This is a genomic window from Mesorhizobium hawassense, from assembly GCF_003289945.1.
GTDB lineage: Bacteria > Pseudomonadota > Alphaproteobacteria > Rhizobiales > Rhizobiaceae > Mesorhizobium > Mesorhizobium hawassense.
Genome location: NZ_QMBP01000006.1, coordinates 155858 through 173292, shown reverse-complemented (window position 1 = coordinate 173292; position 17435 = coordinate 155858). Strand labels below are relative to the sequence as shown.

16 protein-coding genes are annotated in these 17435 nt (G+C 63.5%); 5 read left to right on the top strand and 11 right to left on the bottom strand.

Features of this window, described 5'->3' with window-relative positions; all coding sequences use genetic code 11:
• Positions 1–128: 128 nt before the first annotated feature.
• The 11 genes from DPM33_RS15010 to lepA all read right to left on the bottom strand — a co-directional run bounded on the left by DPM33_RS15010 (position 129) and on the right by lepA (position 11245).
• Positions 129–2150 carry a hydantoinase/oxoprolinase family protein gene (locus DPM33_RS15010; protein ID WP_112098213.1) on the bottom strand — a complete coding sequence of 674 codons (2022 nt, stop codon included), beginning with the start codon at positions 2148–2150 and terminating at the stop codon, positions 129–131.
• A 293-nt stretch (positions 2151–2443) separates the two neighbouring features.
• Positions 2444–2746, bottom strand: a complete 303-nt coding sequence (locus DPM33_RS15000) for a cupredoxin domain-containing protein (protein ID WP_112098212.1) — start codon at positions 2744–2746, stop codon at positions 2444–2446.
• 58 nt (positions 2747–2804) lie between these two features.
• Positions 2805–3431 carry a CDGSH iron-sulfur domain-containing protein gene (locus DPM33_RS14995; RefSeq protein ID WP_112098211.1) on the bottom strand — a complete coding sequence of 209 codons (627 nt, stop codon included), beginning with the start codon at positions 3429–3431 and terminating at the stop codon, positions 2805–2807.
• A gap of 161 nt (positions 3432–3592) precedes the next feature.
• Complete coding sequence (locus DPM33_RS14990; RefSeq protein ID WP_112098210.1) at positions 3593–3964, bottom strand: endonuclease domain-containing protein; 372 nt, start codon at positions 3962–3964, stop codon at positions 3593–3595.
• 128 nt (positions 3965–4092) lie between these two features.
• Positions 4093–4464, bottom strand: a complete 372-nt coding sequence (locus DPM33_RS14985; protein WP_112098209.1) for a hypothetical protein — start codon at positions 4462–4464, stop codon at positions 4093–4095.
• Positions 4465–4778: 314 nt separating this feature from the next.
• The gene (locus DPM33_RS14980; RefSeq protein WP_245442155.1) at positions 4779–5126 is read right to left on the bottom strand and encodes a hypothetical protein; all 348 of its coding nucleotides are present in this window, start codon (positions 5124–5126) and stop codon (positions 4779–4781) included.
• A gap of 231 nt (positions 5127–5357) precedes the next feature.
• Positions 5358–5867 carry a hypothetical protein gene (locus tag DPM33_RS14975; protein ID WP_112098208.1) on the bottom strand — a complete coding sequence of 170 codons (510 nt, stop codon included), beginning with the start codon at positions 5865–5867 and terminating at the stop codon, positions 5358–5360.
• A 40-nt stretch (positions 5868–5907) separates the two neighbouring features.
• Positions 5908–6609 (bottom strand): hypothetical protein, encoded by a 702-nt coding sequence (locus DPM33_RS14970; protein WP_146770253.1) that lies wholly within the window; start codon positions 6607–6609, stop codon positions 5908–5910.
• Between the two features lie 35 nt (positions 6610–6644).
• Positions 6645–7157 carry a hypothetical protein gene (locus tag DPM33_RS36230; protein WP_167449074.1) on the bottom strand — a complete coding sequence of 171 codons (513 nt, stop codon included), beginning with the start codon at positions 7155–7157 and terminating at the stop codon, positions 6645–6647.
• A 114-nt stretch (positions 7158–7271) separates the two neighbouring features.
• Complete coding sequence (locus tag DPM33_RS14960) at positions 7272–8942, bottom strand: RNA-directed DNA polymerase (RefSeq protein ID WP_146770252.1); 1671 nt, start codon at positions 8940–8942, stop codon at positions 7272–7274.
• 497 nt (positions 8943–9439) lie between these two features.
• Positions 9440–11245: a translation elongation factor 4 gene (gene lepA / locus DPM33_RS14955; RefSeq protein WP_112098205.1), complete on the bottom strand. Its 1806-nt coding sequence runs from the start codon at positions 11243–11245 to the stop codon at positions 9440–9442.
• Between the two features lie 355 nt (positions 11246–11600).
• On the opposite strand from lepA, the gene DPM33_RS14950 reads away from it, so the two are divergent.
• The 5 genes from DPM33_RS14950 to DPM33_RS14925 all read left to right on the top strand — a co-directional run bounded on the left by DPM33_RS14950 (position 11601) and on the right by DPM33_RS14925 (position 17135).
• Complete coding sequence (locus DPM33_RS14950) at positions 11601–12704, top strand: TadE/TadG family type IV pilus assembly protein (protein ID WP_245442153.1); 1104 nt, start codon at positions 11601–11603, stop codon at positions 12702–12704.
• A 311-nt stretch (positions 12705–13015) separates the two neighbouring features.
• A complete protein-coding gene (locus DPM33_RS14945; protein WP_112098204.1) occupies positions 13016–13717 on the top strand; it encodes a DUF1223 domain-containing protein in 702 nt (233 codons plus the stop codon).
• 87 nt (positions 13718–13804) lie between these two features.
• Positions 13805–14095 (top strand): hypothetical protein, encoded by a 291-nt coding sequence (locus tag DPM33_RS14940; protein ID WP_112098203.1) that lies wholly within the window; start codon positions 13805–13807, stop codon positions 14093–14095.
• A 304-nt stretch (positions 14096–14399) separates the two neighbouring features.
• Positions 14400–15137, top strand: coding sequence for a peptide-methionine (S)-S-oxide reductase MsrA (msrA, locus tag DPM33_RS14930; protein ID WP_112098201.1), 738 nt, complete (start codon positions 14400–14402; stop codon positions 15135–15137).
• A gap of 294 nt (positions 15138–15431) precedes the next feature.
• The gene (locus DPM33_RS14925) at positions 15432–17135 is read left to right on the top strand and encodes a phospholipase D-like domain-containing protein (RefSeq protein ID WP_167449073.1); all 1704 of its coding nucleotides are present in this window, start codon (positions 15432–15434) and stop codon (positions 17133–17135) included.
• The last annotated feature ends 300 nt before the right edge of the window (positions 17136–17435 follow it).

Below are 17435 nucleotides of genomic sequence, written 5' to 3'. Positions count from 1 at the left end.
GCGCTGACAATTACCATGCGTTGGTCTGCCGATTGAAGTCGAGGAGAACAGCAACATAAGCTGGCGCCGCCCCTCATCCGCCCTTCGGGCACCTTCTCCCGTAAAACAGGGAGAAGGAAAAGCCGCACTCACACCGCAATCCGCGGCCTTCCCGACGCCACCGCAACCACATGCGCTTCGATGAACATGCGCTGGCCTTCGACGGTCGAGACCTTGAACTCGGTGGCGACGGCGATCTCGGCGCTGTCGGTGCCGGCGTCCTTCGCACGCTGGGCGGCGATCGCGCGCACGTCGGCTTGCGCCGCCGCGATCGCCTTCGCTTCGTCGGTGAAGTCGCGCATCGTCTGGCCCGACGCCAGACGAAAGAGGCCTTCCTGCGGCTGGCTGATGCGGGCCTCGGCCGAGACGCGCACCTGGCCGACCACGGCGCCGAGCGCGTTGGCGACGTCGGTGTCTTCCGGCACGATGCAGCCATTGCCGATCAACGGCGGCAGGCCGGCGTAATGCAGCGGCGCCGAGGCGCCGAGGCCGATCACCGGACGGTCGAGCGCGACGGTGAAGCGGGCGATGCCGGGATGCGCATCGACGGCGCGCTGCACCAGCGCATGCGCGACGGTGGCGGCGCCATCCAGCCCGTCCTCGGCGAAGGCGGTTTCGAGGATGTATTCGGCCGACCAGCGGGTCAGCGTGACGAGCACGCGCTCGGCGAGGATTTCCGGCGTCGCCGCGATCGCCTGGCCGCGGCCGTCGCGGCGGCGGGAAAACAGCTCGGCGCCGAGGCGGGCGGTGGCGGCATCCCAATTGGCCTGCTTGCCCAGCACATGGGCGGCGTCGGACGGGGTGAAACCGCAGATGTGGACGAGGCCGCGGGCGACCAGCCGGTTGAGCGTGGCGTTCTGGGCGTTGGAGGCAAGCAGCCTGTCGAGCGCCAACGGGGTGGCGCCGATCGTCTCGTAGAGTTTGGCTTCCGGCGCGGTGAGGCCGGCGGCGAGCCGGTCCGGCACGCCGGTGCGCACGGCGAAGCGCCCATCCATGCGGCCGGGGTTGGGCGCGCGCAACTGGCGTTCCAGCTCCGACGTGACGGCCTCGCCATGCACCATGCCGGCCAGCGCCAGCGGCACCAGGCGGCGCGGCCCGAGCAGGATCTTCGGGTCGAGCGCGCCGTCCTCCAGCGCCACTTCGGAATCGCCGCCCAGGCCGAAGGTGCGCATGGCGACCGCCTCGACCATGGTGCGGAAGCCGCCGACCGTGGCGCCTTCGGGATCGAGCCGCGGCCGGCCGCTGTCGAGCACAGCGACGTCGGTGGTGGTGCCGCCGATGTCCGACACCATCGCGTCGTCCAGCCCGGTCATGTGGCGGGCGCCGACCAGGCTGGCGGCGGGGCCGGAGAGGATCGTCTCGATCGGCCGCTGGCGGGCGAAGGCCGCCGACACCAGCGCGCCGTCGCCGCGCACCACCATCAGCGGGGCCGCGATGCCGCGTTCGGCGAGGAAACCTTCGGTCGCCGCGACCAGCCGGTCGATCATCGAGATCAGCCTTGCGTTGAGCAAGGTGGTGAGCGCGCGGCGTGGGCCGCCGAGCTTGGCCGACAATTCATGGCTGGCGGTGACCGGCAGGCCGGTTTTCTCGCGGATCAGGTCGCGGGCAGCGAGTTCATGCGCCGGATTGCGGGTGGCGAAATAGGCGCAGACGGCAAAGCCCGACACCGAGCCGCCGAGTTCGGGCAGCGCCGCCTGGAGACCGGAGAGGTCGAGCTTGGCCGCATTGCCATGCACGTCGTGGCCGCCGGGGCAGAACACCACGGGATCGGTGCCGAGCGCGGTCTTCAGCCCGTCGCGGGCAAGATCGGCCTCGGAAAAGCCGATCATGACCAGCGCCACGCGCCCGCCCTGCCCCTCGACCAGCGCGTTGGTGGCCAAGGTGGTCGACATCGAGACGAGTTTTATGGCCGCTGGGTCGGTCTTGGACTTTTCCAGCACGGCATCGACCGCGCCGGAAATGCCGACGGCGAGGTCGTGGCGCGTGGTGAGCGACTTGGCCTTGGCCAGCACCTTGCCTTTGGGGCCGCCCTCCTCCGACCACAGCACCGCATCGGTGTAGGTGCCGCCGGTGTCGATGCCGAGGAAGAGAGGGTGAGGCTTGGCGGTCATTTTTGAAGGTGATCCGGGCAAGAAGGGTTGGTGCCTGCCCTTAGCCGATACGGGCTGGCGGATAAAGGAGGGAGGGATGGGCCAAGGCCGGAGAGCTGATCTCCCCCCTTGTGGGGAGATGGCCGGCAGGCCAGAGGGGGGCGCTGTCCCGCCAGCCTCTCAGCCTTCAGATCAGCGTTGGGGGCGCCCGTTCGACAAAAAAGACAAGCGTAGAGTTCCTTCGCGCCCCCCTCTGCCCTCCCGGGCATCTCCCCCACAAGGGGGGAGATTAGCAGCTCCGCCGTCGGCGCTTCCTACTTCGCCGTGACAGTGCCTTTCATCGAGCTATGGATGGCGCAATGAAAGGGGTGCGCGCCGGCGGCCGTGATCTTGACCTTGGCGCTCTTGCCCGTGGCGAGATGGCCGGTGTCGAAGGAGCCGTCGAGGGCGGTGGCGGTGTGCGTCATCGGATCGGCATTGGTGAAGGTGATGGTGTCGCCGACAGCGACACTGACCTTCGATGGGTTGAATTTCATGCCCTTGATCTGGACCGCGTGATTGGCGGCGTAGGCGGGCATGGCCAGTGCAAGCAGGGCAAGAACGAGCATGGTGCGCATGATGGATATCCTCCTGGGCGCTAAACCTCATGCTTAACTAACGCCGGCGCGGCGCTCGTCATCCCACGAACCCCACCCTTTTATGCGACCCGTCACAAAACGGCTTGTTCGCCGAATGCCCGCAGCGGCACAGAAACACCTTCGTGGTGCGGGCGATCGTATGTCCCGTACCGGTGACGATCTCGGCATTGCCTTCGACCTTGAGCGGGCCGTTGACGGTGGGCGTGACCTTCAGCGGACCATCACGGGCTTCCAGCACCTGCGCTTCCTTCAGCGGCGGCTCGCCGGTGGCGGAAAAACCGGCCTTGATGTGGCTGTTGTCGCAGAACGGCTTGTTCTGCGACAGGCCGCAGCGGCAGAGCGTGGCGCGGAAGAAGGTTTCCTCGCCGAGCACGGTCTCGGCATGCACCGCCAGCGGGCCGTTTTCGCGCAGGCGCACCGTGTTGACCACCGGCGGCTTCTCCTGCGGACCGCCATCCTTGCGATGATAGGTGATGGCGCCGGACGGGCAGTTCTCAGCCAGCGCCACGACCTGCTCAGGCGACGCCGCCTCCGGGTGGATCCACTGGCCCGGCGCGTTGGGCACGAAGACATGTGGATTGCCGAGCACGCAATTGCGCGAATGGATGCAGCGCTTGCCGTTGAAACCGACGTCGATCTTCTCGCCTTCGACCGTGCCTGCCATTTGGGTGGGGGTCTCCTGTTGCTGGGAGACGAAGCTAGGGCGGCGGTGAGAGGGGCGTCAAGAATGAACTCCCCTTCTCCCCCTGTGGGAGAAGGTGGCTCGGCGCGCAGCGCCGAGACGGATGAGGGGTGCTCCAGCTTGGCAAGAAGGTTTATGCCCTACTACCGCCAAGGCTGCAGACTCACGTCCCGCACAAAAGCGATGATGGTATCGCACACCGCATCGAGTTCTCTCAGAACATCGTCGTTCCAGAAACGCAGCACGCGAAAGCCACTTGCCTTCAGTTCGGCGTCGCGTTCTTGGTCACGGCGCGATTCCGCATGCTGGCTGCCGTCGATTTCCACGATCAGTCTGGCCTCAGCGCAGACGAAATCCGCGACGAACCTGCCGATCGGCACTTGCCGCCTGAACTTGATCTTGTCCAGACGGCGGCCGCGCAGCTCTTGCCACAGCCGGTCTTCCGCCTCTGTCGGCTCACTGCGCATCGACCGGGCGAAATTCCGCTTGGCCGGGGTTACGGGCTGGTGCGGCATGGTGGAAGATTAGCCCAGTGCTGGTGACTTGAACAACCGGCGTCGCACTCCGCTGGAACACCCCTCATCCGTCTCGGCGCTATCGCGCCGATCCACCTTCTCCCACAAGGGGAGAAGGAGAAGAGGCGCTACTCCTGCAGATCGATCTCCTCGGTCTGGCCGCCGCTGCAGGTGTAGCAGCAGTCTTCGCAGGTTTCCTTGTTGTTGGGGCCGACGCCCCAATAGGTTTCCTCGTCGCCGTCCACCCAGGCGCCGTAGCAGATCTTTTCGCCCTCGTTGCAGGAGATCGGCAATTGCTTGGTCTCGCCGTCGTCGAGGTAGAAATCCTTGCCTTCGCCCGGCCAGACATAGTCGCGGTCCTGGCTGTAGAGCTCGACGCGCATGGCGTTGGGATGGCTGTTCTTGATCTGGAAGGTGACGTCGCCGGCATGGGCGGCGGGCGCGAGGAGGACGGCAAACGAAAGCGCGGCGGCCACGCGGCGCGCGAAGAGAATGGACATGGTAACCCCCGAGGTCGAATCGGCCCCCACGGCCGATGACGGGATGATGGCATGGCGCGGGACGATGCCAAGGGGTGGGGAGGAAAATAGCTGACTGAATTTGGGGGAATGGTGAAGCCTTCCCTTCTCCCCTTGTGGGAGAAGGTGGCTCGGCGCGAAGCGCCGAGACGGATGAGGGGTGCTCCAGCTTGGCAGGGGCGTGTGCCGCAAACGGTGCATCGAGCCCAATCGCCGGCGCCTCATTCCTTCCAACACCCCTCATCCGGCCGCTTCGCGGCCACCTTCTCCCACAAGGGGAGAAGGGAAAGACCGCGCTACTCCGCCAGATCCACCGTTTCGGTGGAATGCTCGGTGCAGATGAAGCAGCAGGTGTCGCAGGGCTGGTCGTTGTCGGGGCCGACGCCGGCCGAGACCTGGTCGTCGCCGACGACCCAGGCGCCCCAGCAGATGCGTTCGCCATTGTCGCAGGAGATCGGCACGGATTTCCGCGCCTTCGGGCGGATGAGGTAGACCTTGCCGTCGCCCGGCCAGACCTTTCCGCTGTCGCGGCTGAACAGCTCCAGCGCCACGCCGTCCGAGCGCTTGTTGCGCACGAACACCGACATGTCGGCGGCGAAGGCCGGCGAGGTGAGGAGAAGGGCGGCGAGCAGAGCGCGAATCATGGTGATGTCCCCGGGGGAGTAGAGCACGGGTGGGCGCGAGGCGCGACCTCCCCTTCCCCCCTTGTGGGGGAAGGTGGCTCGGCGCGCAGCGCCGAGACGGATGAGGGGTGCTCCAGCTTGGCCACGGCGTTCGCCACAAACGTGTGCATCGCCGACGCCTCACTCCGCTGGAACACCCCTCATCCGGCCGCTTCGCGGCCACCTTCTCCCACAGGGGGGAGAAGGGGAAAGTCAGCGCCGCACCACCACATGCGGCGCGAATGTCTTCACCGCATCGACCAGGTCCTGTCCCCGCGCGTCGAGCGAGGAGATTTCCATGTGCACGGTGGTCCTGCCGAAGGGCATCAGGCCGAAGGCGTTGGCGGCTGCGTATCTGATCTCGTCGGGCGGCTCCTCGGTGAGCTCGAAATTGAGCATCGCCGCGCCCTTGCCGCCGGCGGCGAGGCGCACGCTTTTCACCTTGCGCCACGGCACCAGCACGTCGCCGGCGCGGCGATCGCGGAAGCCTTGGCTGTCCAGGATCACCTTGACCGAGGTGTCGAAGGCGCCGCGCGCGATGAAAGCACCGAGCCCCAGGCAGGCGGCGCCGAGCAGCGCGATCCACAGCACATGCCCGCTGTTCGCCCCCGCAGCCACGCCCTGCAGCGCGCCGAAGCCGAAAATGCCGCCGATCAGGAACGGCCCAACGGCGGGCAAGATCTTTCCCGACGGGCTGTTGCGGAGTTCCAGCGGCGCGGCCATCGGACGAGATTGAGCCCGGAAACGGTTGGAGTCGAGAGGGCTACGCGCTGCCGCCTTGCGCGCCTTCGAGCGGCTTTTCGGCAGCGGGCCGTTCGCGACAGAAATAGAGCAGCGCCAGCATGATCGCGACCAGCAGGACGGTGAAGTAGAGCGACACCCTTATATAGACCTCGGCCTTTTCCACCGGGAAGGATTGGCCCTGGCTGGCGGCGCGCGCCACCATGGTGGCGACCATCGCATCGCGGGAGAAGATGACGTTGATCGCGGTCAACGGGAGTATCGAGACGAACAGCAGGACGTTGTAGAATTTCGCCCTCGGCTCGAAGCGCAGCAGCATCGCGCCGCACCAGCTGTAGCAGGCGCTGAAGATCGCCACCGCCGCGAGCTTCAGCGGCGTGTCCTCGACCATGAACAGGAACGGCGTGGCATCGCCGGGCTCGGTCAAGCGCAGCAGGTACCAGATGCCGGACGCGAAGCCGAGCGTGCCGAGCAAAAGATTGGCCCATTGGCGCCGGCCGGGCTGCTCGGTCCGCGCATAGCCAAGCAGCCATTCGCCGATCGAGGCGTTTGCCCCCCGCATGGCGGCCAGCAGCACCAACGAGAGGGTTTGCCGCGCCGCCCAGGATGCCGGCTGTCCGAGCACGGTCTCGGCAATTCCCGGGAACAGCCGGTCGACGAGTACGACGGCTGCATTCACCCAAACGAAGTCGAGGCAAAGACTGACGAACGACAATTTGCGCAAGCTGACCCCCAAGCCGCGAACGATCGCGCCTATCCTTACCGCTCCGGCTTCATCAGCGTCCAGATCCAGCCTATGAAGGTGAGCACCAGGAACGGATAGCCGAGCGCCGGCAGCGGCGCGGAGGTGGGCAGGAGCGGAGCGCCCCACAGGATCATCGCCGCCGAGACGGTGAAGAGCACAGCCGAGACGAAAGCGGTGAGCCGCATCCAGAGCGCGAAGGTGTTTGGCGCGCTGACCATGACCAGCCCCGCCGCCCAGAGCGCAATGCCGCCGGCATAGGAAGGCACGCTCGCCTGCAGTCCCGCTGCATTGCCGGCCAGAAGCAGGCTTTCGCCGGCGAGGAAAGTGAGGAAGCCGGCCGCGACGAGGTCATTGCCCAGCCGCTGATATTTCATGGTGAGGAGTGCCGCCGCGACGACGATGCCGACGCCGTCGATGGTCCACAGCGTCTCGCGCAGCGCGTCGCTGGCAACGAAAGTGCCCGCCATGCCCAAAGCGCCGCCGATGGCGAGGCCGATCGCGGCGACGGTGTCCGAGGTGGAGCGCATGTGATGGGTCCCCAAGCCTGAGGAGAGGATACAACGAGGTGAGGGGATGGTGAAGGTGGGAAGGGGCTTGCTCGTGAGCTCGTGTAGAGGAGCAGCCCCATCCGGACGATCAACTCAAAGGCCCGCAACCGTGAAGTGAGGTTGATCTTTCAACCCCTTAAAAACCGATTTTATCTTTGCCTTCTTAGACTCCGGCAATCCCTCGTTCTGGAGAATGCTGTGCAGAACAAGCCACTTACCGAGCCGAATTCCGCAGGGAAAACTCTTATCCAACGACGAGACTTTCCCAATTATTGGAGACAAAAAGCTAACGTCCGTTCTAACTCGATAGTGAAAATCTTGAACCGACTTGGCTCCCCTGTTCATCGATTTCAACACGACATTGCTAAATTCGGTGTATTCCCCGTCGCGCCTTGCGATAGGAGCGAACCCACCCACGACGCGTCCGAGATGGTCGTCGTGGCGCCAAGAGTCTTCATGCTTCTTCAAAAATTGAATTATTTCTTTCGCTTTAGCAAAGCGGTATAGGATAATCAACGCAGCATATAGGCCATAAAATCCTTCCGTTTCAAATAACTCGATCGTCTTTAACATCATCTTGGTAAATTCGTTTCCTACCATTACCTTCCCCACGCAAATTGCCTTGGCATACTCCATTACAAAGCTGTCGTCACAAACGTGTCCACTCTTGATAATGTCATTTATGCGAACCAAATCCTTGACGCTGAAGCCCTCATGAGACAGGTATCGAAATGCGGACGTTCTAATGTTTGGCCTCAAACGAATTGCGTCGTAAATAAATTCTCGGTCAAGATTCGCACCACTCTTTATCGCGAACGTAATGACTCGCTTTAAAATCTTTTCTCCGTTTCCGTCGTCGAACGCCCTCCGCTTATGCCACTTCAGTACAAGGCTGGGCAAACGCTGTGCCGCAAGTTGTAAATCCTTCTCTATATACTTCTTCTGAAAGAGATCCAAAATGGCGTTCTCCAACACCTTAAAATGCTTCCAGGCTTCGCGGTATGTCAGAATGCGCGTTTTTCCAGCATTGAGCCGTAATTGACGGGTCTGAAGCGTTAGATCTATGGATTTAATAATCTTTTTCGCCTCAGCAATGTTGTCAACGCCGGCATCTATGTCATCCATGAAGCGCGCATAATTGGCGAACTGCATGTCCTCAACTACCGCGTCCAGCTCGAATAGGAAACAGTGTGCGAGCAACCGTGGGGCATCGATATCGATCTGAGGCATGCCCACATCACGCGTCGGCATATAGTCCGGCTTCCAACACATGCCCGAAAGCATGTACATGAGAAAATCTATTACCGGTTCTCGAATTGTTACAGTTGAAACAATCACATTTCGGAGATGTGAAAAGTCTATGAAGTCATAGTAATTTGCTATGTCCGCGATGACGATGAAATCATTCTTTTTCGAAAACCCTATAATCTTCTTCTGAAAATCTAGCCACGCTTTTATTGATCCGTACTCAGGTATATCATCAAGAGTCTTGGAAAATGTGTGGTCCTTGGGTTCAAAAAAGGCGTTCTTGGATGGACTTTTGGATTTGATCTCATTCCAAAATGCGTCGGCGAGGCACTGAAGCGTCAACGCGTCCTCGATAGATGGAAGTGTCATCTGCCTGCAAAGGCCTTTGGATTTCTCCACAAGATACCTTTTCGTTCCAGAGACCGAGTACTCGCCTGACTTAATCTTGCTGACAATTCTCTTGCAGATGTCATCAATCTGGATATTGACGTCCAGGTGATCGATGGGGTCCGGCAAGAAGAAGTTTCGGAAGTCCGTGTGAGTTTTTTTCTTCCAGGTTTTTCTAAGGCTTTCGTAGTTGACGATCTGCGCGATAACCTTTTCACGCAGAAAAAATTTCGGCGATTTTTGACTCACAGCAAAAGGCTCATCGGCTAGATTGGAATGATTCGTACTCCAATCGTATTCGACAGACTTAGGTTCAGCTACGGAAGAGGTGCGCCGTAGGCTTGGGGTTCCGAGTAAACACCCATACCGATTTGCCTCGAGCGCACCAAAGCGGCGCCTATCTTAAAAGTATCGCAGATAGTGCCGATCTGAAAGTTCCTCGCGCTCGGCGTAGAATGTCGCCATCGATTTAGTGGATCGATTGCTTGGCTCGCTGCGCGCGCCAATAGGGTCACCGCACTGCCGCCCCCCCCGGGGCGGGACCCGCTGCCTGCGGCAGCTCCCACCCGGACTTGCGCTCGCATCGACCCACCGGGTCGATGCGCCCGGCCAAAAGGCCGGACCGCTTAGTCCCCCATCTTCAGCGCCTGGATAAACGCCTCCTGCGGAATATCCACCTTGCCGAACTGGCGCATCCGCTTCTTGCCCTCTTTCTGCTTGTCGAGCAGCTTGCGCTTGCGGGTCACGTCGCCGCCGTAACATTTGGCGGTGACGTCTTTCCGCAGCGCCGAGATGGTTTCGCGGGCGATGACCTTGCCGCCGATGGCGGCCTGGATCGGGATCTTGAACAGGTGGTGCGGGATCAGCTCCTTCAGCTTCTCGCACATGGCGCGGCCGCGCTTTTCGGCGGCGGTGCGGTGCACCAGCATGGACAAAGCGTCGACCGGCTCCTCATTGACCAGGATCGACATCTTGACCAGGTCGCCCTCGCGGTAGTCGGTCAAATGATAGTCGAAGGAGGCGTAGCCCTTGGAGATCGACTTCAGCCGGTCGTAGAAATCGAACACGACCTCGTTGAGCGGCAGGTCGTAGGTGAGCATGGCGCGCTTGCCGACATAGGAGAGATCGGCCTGGATGCCGCGCCTGTCCTGGCAGAGTTTTAGAATACCGCCGAGATAGTCGTCGGGTGTCAGGATGGTGGCGCGGATCCACGGCTCCTCGATGGCGGAGATCTTGACCACGTCGGGCATGTCGGCCGGGTTGTGCAGCTCCTTCACCGTGCCGTCATTCAACAGCAGCCGGTAGACGACGGAGGGCGCCGTGGCGATGAGGTCGAGGTTGAACTCGCGCTCCAGCCGCTCCTGGATGATCTCCAAATGAAGCAAGCCGAGGAAGCCGCAGCGATAGCCGAAGCCGAGCGCGGCGGAGGTTTCCATTTCATAGGAGAAGGACGCGTCGTTGAGGCGCAGCTTGCCGACGGCGGCGCGCAGATCCTCGAAATCGGCGGCGTCGACCGGGAACAGGCCGCAGAACACCACCGGCTGCGCCGGCTTGAAGCCGGGCAGCGCCTTGGCCGTCTGGCGGCGGTCCTCGGTGATGGTGTCGCCGACGCGGGTGTCGGCCACTTCCTTGATCGAGCCGGTGAAGAAGCCGAACTCGCCGGGGCCGAGCTCGTCGACATTGACGCGGGCTGGCTTGAACACGCCGGTGCGCTCGACGAGATATTTCGCGCCGGTGCCCATCATGCGGATGGTCTGGCCCTTCTTCAGCACGCCGTCGATGATGCGCACCAGCACGATGACGCCGAGATAGGCGTCGTACCAGCTGTCGACCAGCATGGCCTTCAGCGGAGCAGTAATGTCGCCCTCGCGCGGCGGCGGCAGCTGGTGGACGATCGCCTCCAGCACGTCCGGCACGCCCTGCCCGGTCTTGGCCGAGATCATCACCGCGTTGGAGGCGTCGAGGCCGATCACCTCCTCGACCTGCTCGCGGATGCGCTCGGGCTCGGCCGCCGGCAGGTCGACCTTGTTCAGCACCACGACGATCTCGTGGTTGTTGTCGATGGCCTGGTAGACATTGGCCAGCGTCTGCGCCTCGACGCCCTGGGAGGCGTCGACCACCAGCAGCGAGCCTTCGCAGGCGGCCAGCGAGCGCGACACTTCATAGGCGAAGTCGACATGGCCGGGGGTGTCGATGAGGTTCAGCACATAATCCTCGCCGTTTCTGGCGCGGTAGTTCAGCCTCACGGTCTGGGCCTTGATGGTGATGCCGCGCTCGCGCTCGATATCCATCGAGTCCAGCACCTGCTCCTTCATGTCGCGCTCCTCCAGCGCGCCGGTGAGCTGGATCAGCCGGTCGGCAAGCGTGGATTTGCCATGGTCGATATGGGCGACGATGGAGAAATTGCGGATGTGGTCGAGGGGCGTCGTCATGCGGCGCGCTTTAGCAGGGGCAAGGGGTGCGGGCAAGCCGGGCGCCTTTTTCCTTCGCCCCGTTCACGGGGAGAAGGTGCCCGAAGGGCGGATGAGGGGCGACGCCGACGCGGATAGGTAGATGGCTGCCCGCCTCGATGGATGATCGTTGTCGAGCTGACTTACCCCTCATCCGTCTCGGCGCTGTCGCGCCGATCCACCTTCTCCCCGTGAACGGGGAGAAGGCAAAAGACCCCCATCACGCGTCCCTCACGAAATATTCAAATGCGCTTAAACATTAATGCACCGCTTTAGCGGATGCTTCGCCTCCGGATGGTAGACCGGCTCAGTGCCCGAGACGACGAAGGCCCCGAAAATGTCCAGTTTCGCCCGAAAATTCAGCCCGGCCGCTTTGGCCGGCGCGGCCAGGCAATTCCTCGCGCGCCGCGACGGTTCGATGATGCCGATGATGGTGCTGCTGACGCTCCCGATCGTGGCGGCAATCGGCTTTTCTATCGACTACACTTCGGCGGTGACGACGCGCAGCGACATGCAGAACGCGCTAGACGCCGCAATCATCTCGGTCACCACGATGCCGACCACGACAGCGCTGTCCGACCGCCAGACGGCGCTGCAGCAGGCCTATGCGGCCAATAGCGGCCAGGGCACGGCGACGCTGACCGGCGTCACCGTCGCCGCCGACGGCACGGCGACCTTCACCGCCACGGCAAGCTACCCGATGCCGACCAGCTTCATGCAGGTCGCCCGCATCGACAACGTGCAGGTCGGCGTCGGCTCCTCGGTGCGCAAGACCCCGGCGCTGGTGCAGTCCACCTTCAGAGTGACGAAGGTGTCCGGCTACTGGAACAAAACCATGACGCTCTACGGCACCAAGTTCGGCGACACGGTGGCAAAGCCGCTGATGACGATCAGCTATGCCTATAACGGCTACGGCGATCCGAAGGGCTACGGCACGACCACGGTGAGCACCATCAACGGCTCTACCAGCACGGTGGTCCAGCAACAGGACTGCACGACCAAGACGGTGAAGAACTTCAACAGCCTGCCCACCGGGGCGATCACCCAAACCGACAGCAACGGCAAGAGATATGTGACGACCTGCGCCGACACCTTCTACCCCGCCAATGGCGCCGGCGCGGTGATCGACGTCAGCCAGATGGACAAGCTCTATCTGGAGATGAAGGTGCCTTCGGGCAGTCCGACGACGCTGCGGTCGGACGATCCCGCCACCTCGAACCGGCTCTATATCGGCGCCAGCGCCGGCAACATGCCGGAGGTGGCGACCGGCCAGACCGTCAACATCTTCACCGCGGTGCCCTGCGGCCAGGCCGGCTACCAGGCCTGGGAAGACGGCGGCAACCCGGTGCCCGCCGATGTCAGCAACGCCGACTTCTTCTATACCACCACCGGCAAATGCGATTACAACCAGCGCCCGTCGACGACGGTGCTGACGCAGTGACAGCCGATCTCCCCCCTCGTGGGGGAGATGGCCGGCAGGCCAGAGGGGGGCGCTGTCCCGCCGACTTGGCCAGGTAGCGGACCACAGAAAGACGGCAGGCCATCCGCGTACTGATTGCACCGTGGCCTCTCCAAAGGCTGGCGCTCCACGGCACCCCCCCTCTGTCCTGCCGGACATCTCCCCCACAAGGGGGGAGATTGGACGTCGCCTCGGCCTTCGCCAATCTCCGCAATCACAAACCGGTGAGCTTGTAACGAAGCCCTTCGCCCCAGCGAAATGGGAGCATGACCCCGCTACGGAGACTGCTTCCCATGACTGGATTGATGAAAAGCCTGCTGGCCGGCGCGATGCTTGCCGCAATGATGGGCGCTGCGACGGCACAGCCGCTCACCGTGGTCGAGCTGTTCACCAGCCAGGGCTGCTCCTCCTGCCCGCCGGCCAATGCCAACCTGATCAAGGTCAAGGACCAGCCGGGCGTGCTGGCGCTGTCGTTCAACGTCACCTACTGGGACTATCTCGGCTGGAAGGACACTTTTGGGCGCAAGGAGTTCACCGACCGCCAGGTGACCTACGAGCCGCCGCTCGGCCATGACGGGCCGTTCACGCCGCAGGTGGTGGTGAACGGCCGCGCGGATACCGTCGGTGCCAGGCCAGGCGAGATCCAGGGCCTGATCGCCCAGAGTCAGATCGCCAAGGGTGGCGTGACGCAAGGCCCGGAGCTTTCGCTCGGCAACGGCAAGCTCAGCATCGGCGCCGGCAAGGCGCCGGGCGGCGGCGCCGATATCTGGCTGGTGCGCTACGCACGAGGCGTCGTCGAGGTGCCGGTGGCGCGCGGCGAGAACACCGGACGCACGCTGCCGCATGCCAATGTCGTGCATGCGCTGGAAAAGCTGGGCAGCTGGAACGGCCAGGCGACGACGCTGCCGCTGCCGGCGACCGGCGGCGGCTTGAGCACCGCGGTGCTGGTGCAGACGCCGGGCGGCGGGCCGATCCTGGCCGCGGCCACCAACTGATTTTTCTTCCGTTTCGCGCGGGGCCGCAGGACGCGGCAACGCATCATCCGGCTCGCTTCCGCGCGCCATAACCCAAGGAGACTACCCATGACCAAGTTCCTCACGCTGCCGGCGCTCGCCTTCGCGCTTTCCGCTTCGGTGTTCGTCGCCGGCGCCCGCGCCGACGACACGACCAACGCCATGAAGCCGGCCAACGCGATGGCCACCGACGCCATGAAACCGGCGACGGACGCGATGAAGCCGGCAGACGCCATGAAGCCCGATGCGATGAGCACCCAGGCGATGAAGCCGGCGACGGACGCGATGAAACCGGCGGACGCCATGAAGCCTGCAACGGATGCCATGAAGCCTGCGGATGCAATGGCTCCGGCTCAATAACCAGCGGTCCGGGCCATTCGGTGAGCAATCGCATATGTCAGCGCTGGCCCCCACTCCGTCTCGGCGCTGCGCGCCGATCCACCTCTCCCCCGCTTTGCGGGGGCGAGGAAACGCCAACCGCCAAGGGCACGGCCCTCGAAAGCCTGGGTTCCTCGCCCCGCCGAACGGCGGGGAGAGGTGGCTCGGCGAAGCCGAGACGGAGAGGGGGCAGCGCCGGCGTCGGCGATGAGCCGCCGCACGGCAAAGTGAAAACCCCGTGGCGGCTTGGTTCGTATATAGTGAAACGACAACAAGGAGACCCAACATGAACGGCATTGAAAAGAAAGCCGCGCGGCGGCCATTCCTTGCCAAAGGGGCGCTGGCGGCGCTGGTGCTCAGCGCGGCGGCGGCCGTCTTCTGGCAGAGCCCGGCCCGCTCGGCCGAGGACGCGGTGGTGATCCCGCCGCCGGCTTTTGACGAAAAGGCGGCGAGCGGCACCGAGAAGGCTATCTTCGCCGGCGGCTGCTTCTGGGGCGTGCAGGGCGTATTCCAGCACGTCAAGGGCGTCAGCAAGGCGGTTTCAGGCTACACCGGCGGCAGCGCCGAGAACGCCGTCTACGAAGTCGTCGGCACGGGCAGCACCGGGCACGCGGAATCCGTCGAGATCACCTACGACCCGTCGAAAATCACCTACGGCCAGCTCCTGCAGGTCTATTTCTCGGTCGCGCACAATCCGACGCAGCTCAACTATCAGGGGCCGGATTCGGGCACGCAATACCGCTCGACGATCTTCGCCGAGAATGACGAGCAGAAGAAGGTGGCGGAAAGCTACATCGCCCAGCTCGACAAGGCCAAGGTGTTTGGCAAGCCGATCGTCACCACGCTGGAGACCGGCAAGACCTTCTACCCGGCCGAGGACTACCACCAGGACTTCCTGACGCTGAACCCGACCTATCCCTATATCGTCTACAACGACCTGCCCAAGATCGAGAATTTGAAGTCGCTGTTCCCGCAGCTCTACAGCGAGAAGCCGGTGCTCGTGCTGGCCTCCAGCAAGAGCTGAGAGACGCCGGCCAGGCTGGATCAAAGGTTAGGGCGGATGGTTCACGTAACCATCCGCCCTTTGTTTTGCTGGCAAACAGACCGTAGTGTGAAGCAGTTCATAGAATTATACTTGACGCTGCAAAACATTGACATCCGATCTTCTGCCACCACATAATCATCGCCGACACCTTTCTAAAATTCTGTTTCGGCTGATCCGCAAGCCTGCTTCCGGCGCGGATTTTGTCGGCTGCATCGTTTCTCGTTGGCTGCATTCGTGGAGCCGGGCATGCCGGCGCCGTATAGGGAGGTACAGATGGCCGTCAGCATCAAGGTTTCCGTCTACACCAATGGCGACGACGCCTTCGTCGCCTGGGCGCCCAGCGACTTCATTCCGGGATGCCGCGGCTTCCTGCTGGAGCGCGGCCGCAAGGTCGGCGCGACCGAGAAGATCGATCCGGTGGAGAACCGGGTCGGCTTCACCAAGGACAAGCCGAAATCGGGCGACCACAAGCCGTCGGACGTCTGGCCGTTCCAGCGCTTCAACTGGACCGACCATGCCGCCGATGTCGGCAACGTCGTGCGCTACCGGGTGACGGCGATGATGAGCGCCGGCCCGGGCAAGCCGCTGACCAAGGGCGTTTCCAGCGACTGGACGGACTGGGCGACGTTAGCCACCGACGCCGGCGGCGGCTTTTCCTGCTACTTCAACCGCGGGCTGGTGCTGTCGCAATTCGTCGCCCGCTACATGGCCAAGAACAAGCTCACGCCGGCGGCCTTCAAGAAGAGCCTGCAGACCAATGGCGACGCAAAATTCCGCGCTTTCCTCGAAGGCGATCTCGGCCTGCGCATGGTCGGGCTGACGCAGGTTGCCGGTGACGAGCTGCATGCCGCGCTCTACGAACTCGGCGACGCGAGGCTGGAGACGGCGCTGATCGGGCTTGGGCCGCGCCTGCATCTGATCCTCGCCAACGGCTCCGACAAGAGCGGCGACGGCAACAAGGACGCGCGCAAGAACCTCAACGACCACGGCATCGCGACCATCGACCGGATGCTGAAATCGAAGGGCCTCGGCCACAACAAGTTCGTCGTGGTTTCGGAGGGCGGAAAGCCGGCGAAGGTGTGGACGGGCAGCACCAACTGGAGCACCACGGGCCTGTGCACCCAGGTCAACAACGGGCTGCTGATCGAGGACGTGGCGGTCGCGCAGCATTACCGCAACCATTGGGACCTGTTGAAGGACGCCTCGCCGCCGACCACCGACCCGGCCAATTTCACGCCGGCGCTGATGGCCGACAACGACGCGCCGAAGACGTTCTCGGTCGGAGCCGCCAAGGCGACGGTCTGGTTCACCCGCACCTCGGACGGCGCCGACATGGAGGCGCTGCGCGACGTCATCAGCTCGGCCAGGCAGTCGGTGCTGTTCTTGATGTTCACGCCGGGCAAGCAGGGGCTGCATACGCTGGCCGGGCAGCGCGCCAAGGAGAAAGGCATGTATGTGCGCGGCGTGGTCTCGACGCTGAGCGCGGACGAAGGCGGCACCGAGCAGAACTTCCTCGACATCGACCTGGTGAGCAGCGACCGGACGTTCACGCCGGATCGCTATGCGGTGGCGCAGCCGCAAGGCCTCGACACGCCGCTCGGACCGTGGATCGCCGAGGTCAACCGGCGCACCTTCCTGTCGCAGATCGGCCACGCCATCGTGCATTCGAAGATCCTGGTGACCGACCCGCATTCGGACGATTGCGTGGTGGTGACCGGCAGCCACAATTTCTCGGCGCCGGCGAGCAAGCAGAATGACGAGAACCTGGTGATCATCCGCGGCCACCGGAAGCTTGCCGCCGCCTATGCCACCTATGCGATGTCGGTCTACGGCCACTACCGCTACCGCTCCTACATCCGCGAGATGCGGGCGCAGGGCAAGACGCCGTGGAGCTATCTCGACGACGACGATCAATGGCTGAAGACCGAGCTCCGGACCAAGGCGCAGGAGATCGCGTTCTGGACGGCGCAGACCTGATTTCCTTCTCCCCGCCTGCGCCGCCTGCGGGGAGAAGGTGCCCGAAGGGCGGATGAGGGGCAGCGCCGGCGTTTGGAAGTGGGCAGTTGCGAGCCATCCGGTCGAAGGAGTGCGGCAGGGCTCCGCATGCCAGGTCAGCGCCACCCTTCATTGCCCTGCCGGGCATTTCTCCCCGTATAGTGACGGGGAGAAAGACGCCGTCATCGGCCGCTTCGCCAATCGTCGATGCCGCCGCCTGCCAGCTCACTGTCCAGAGATGTCAGGAGCGGCGGCGATTACCGGTTTGCATAAAACGGCGAC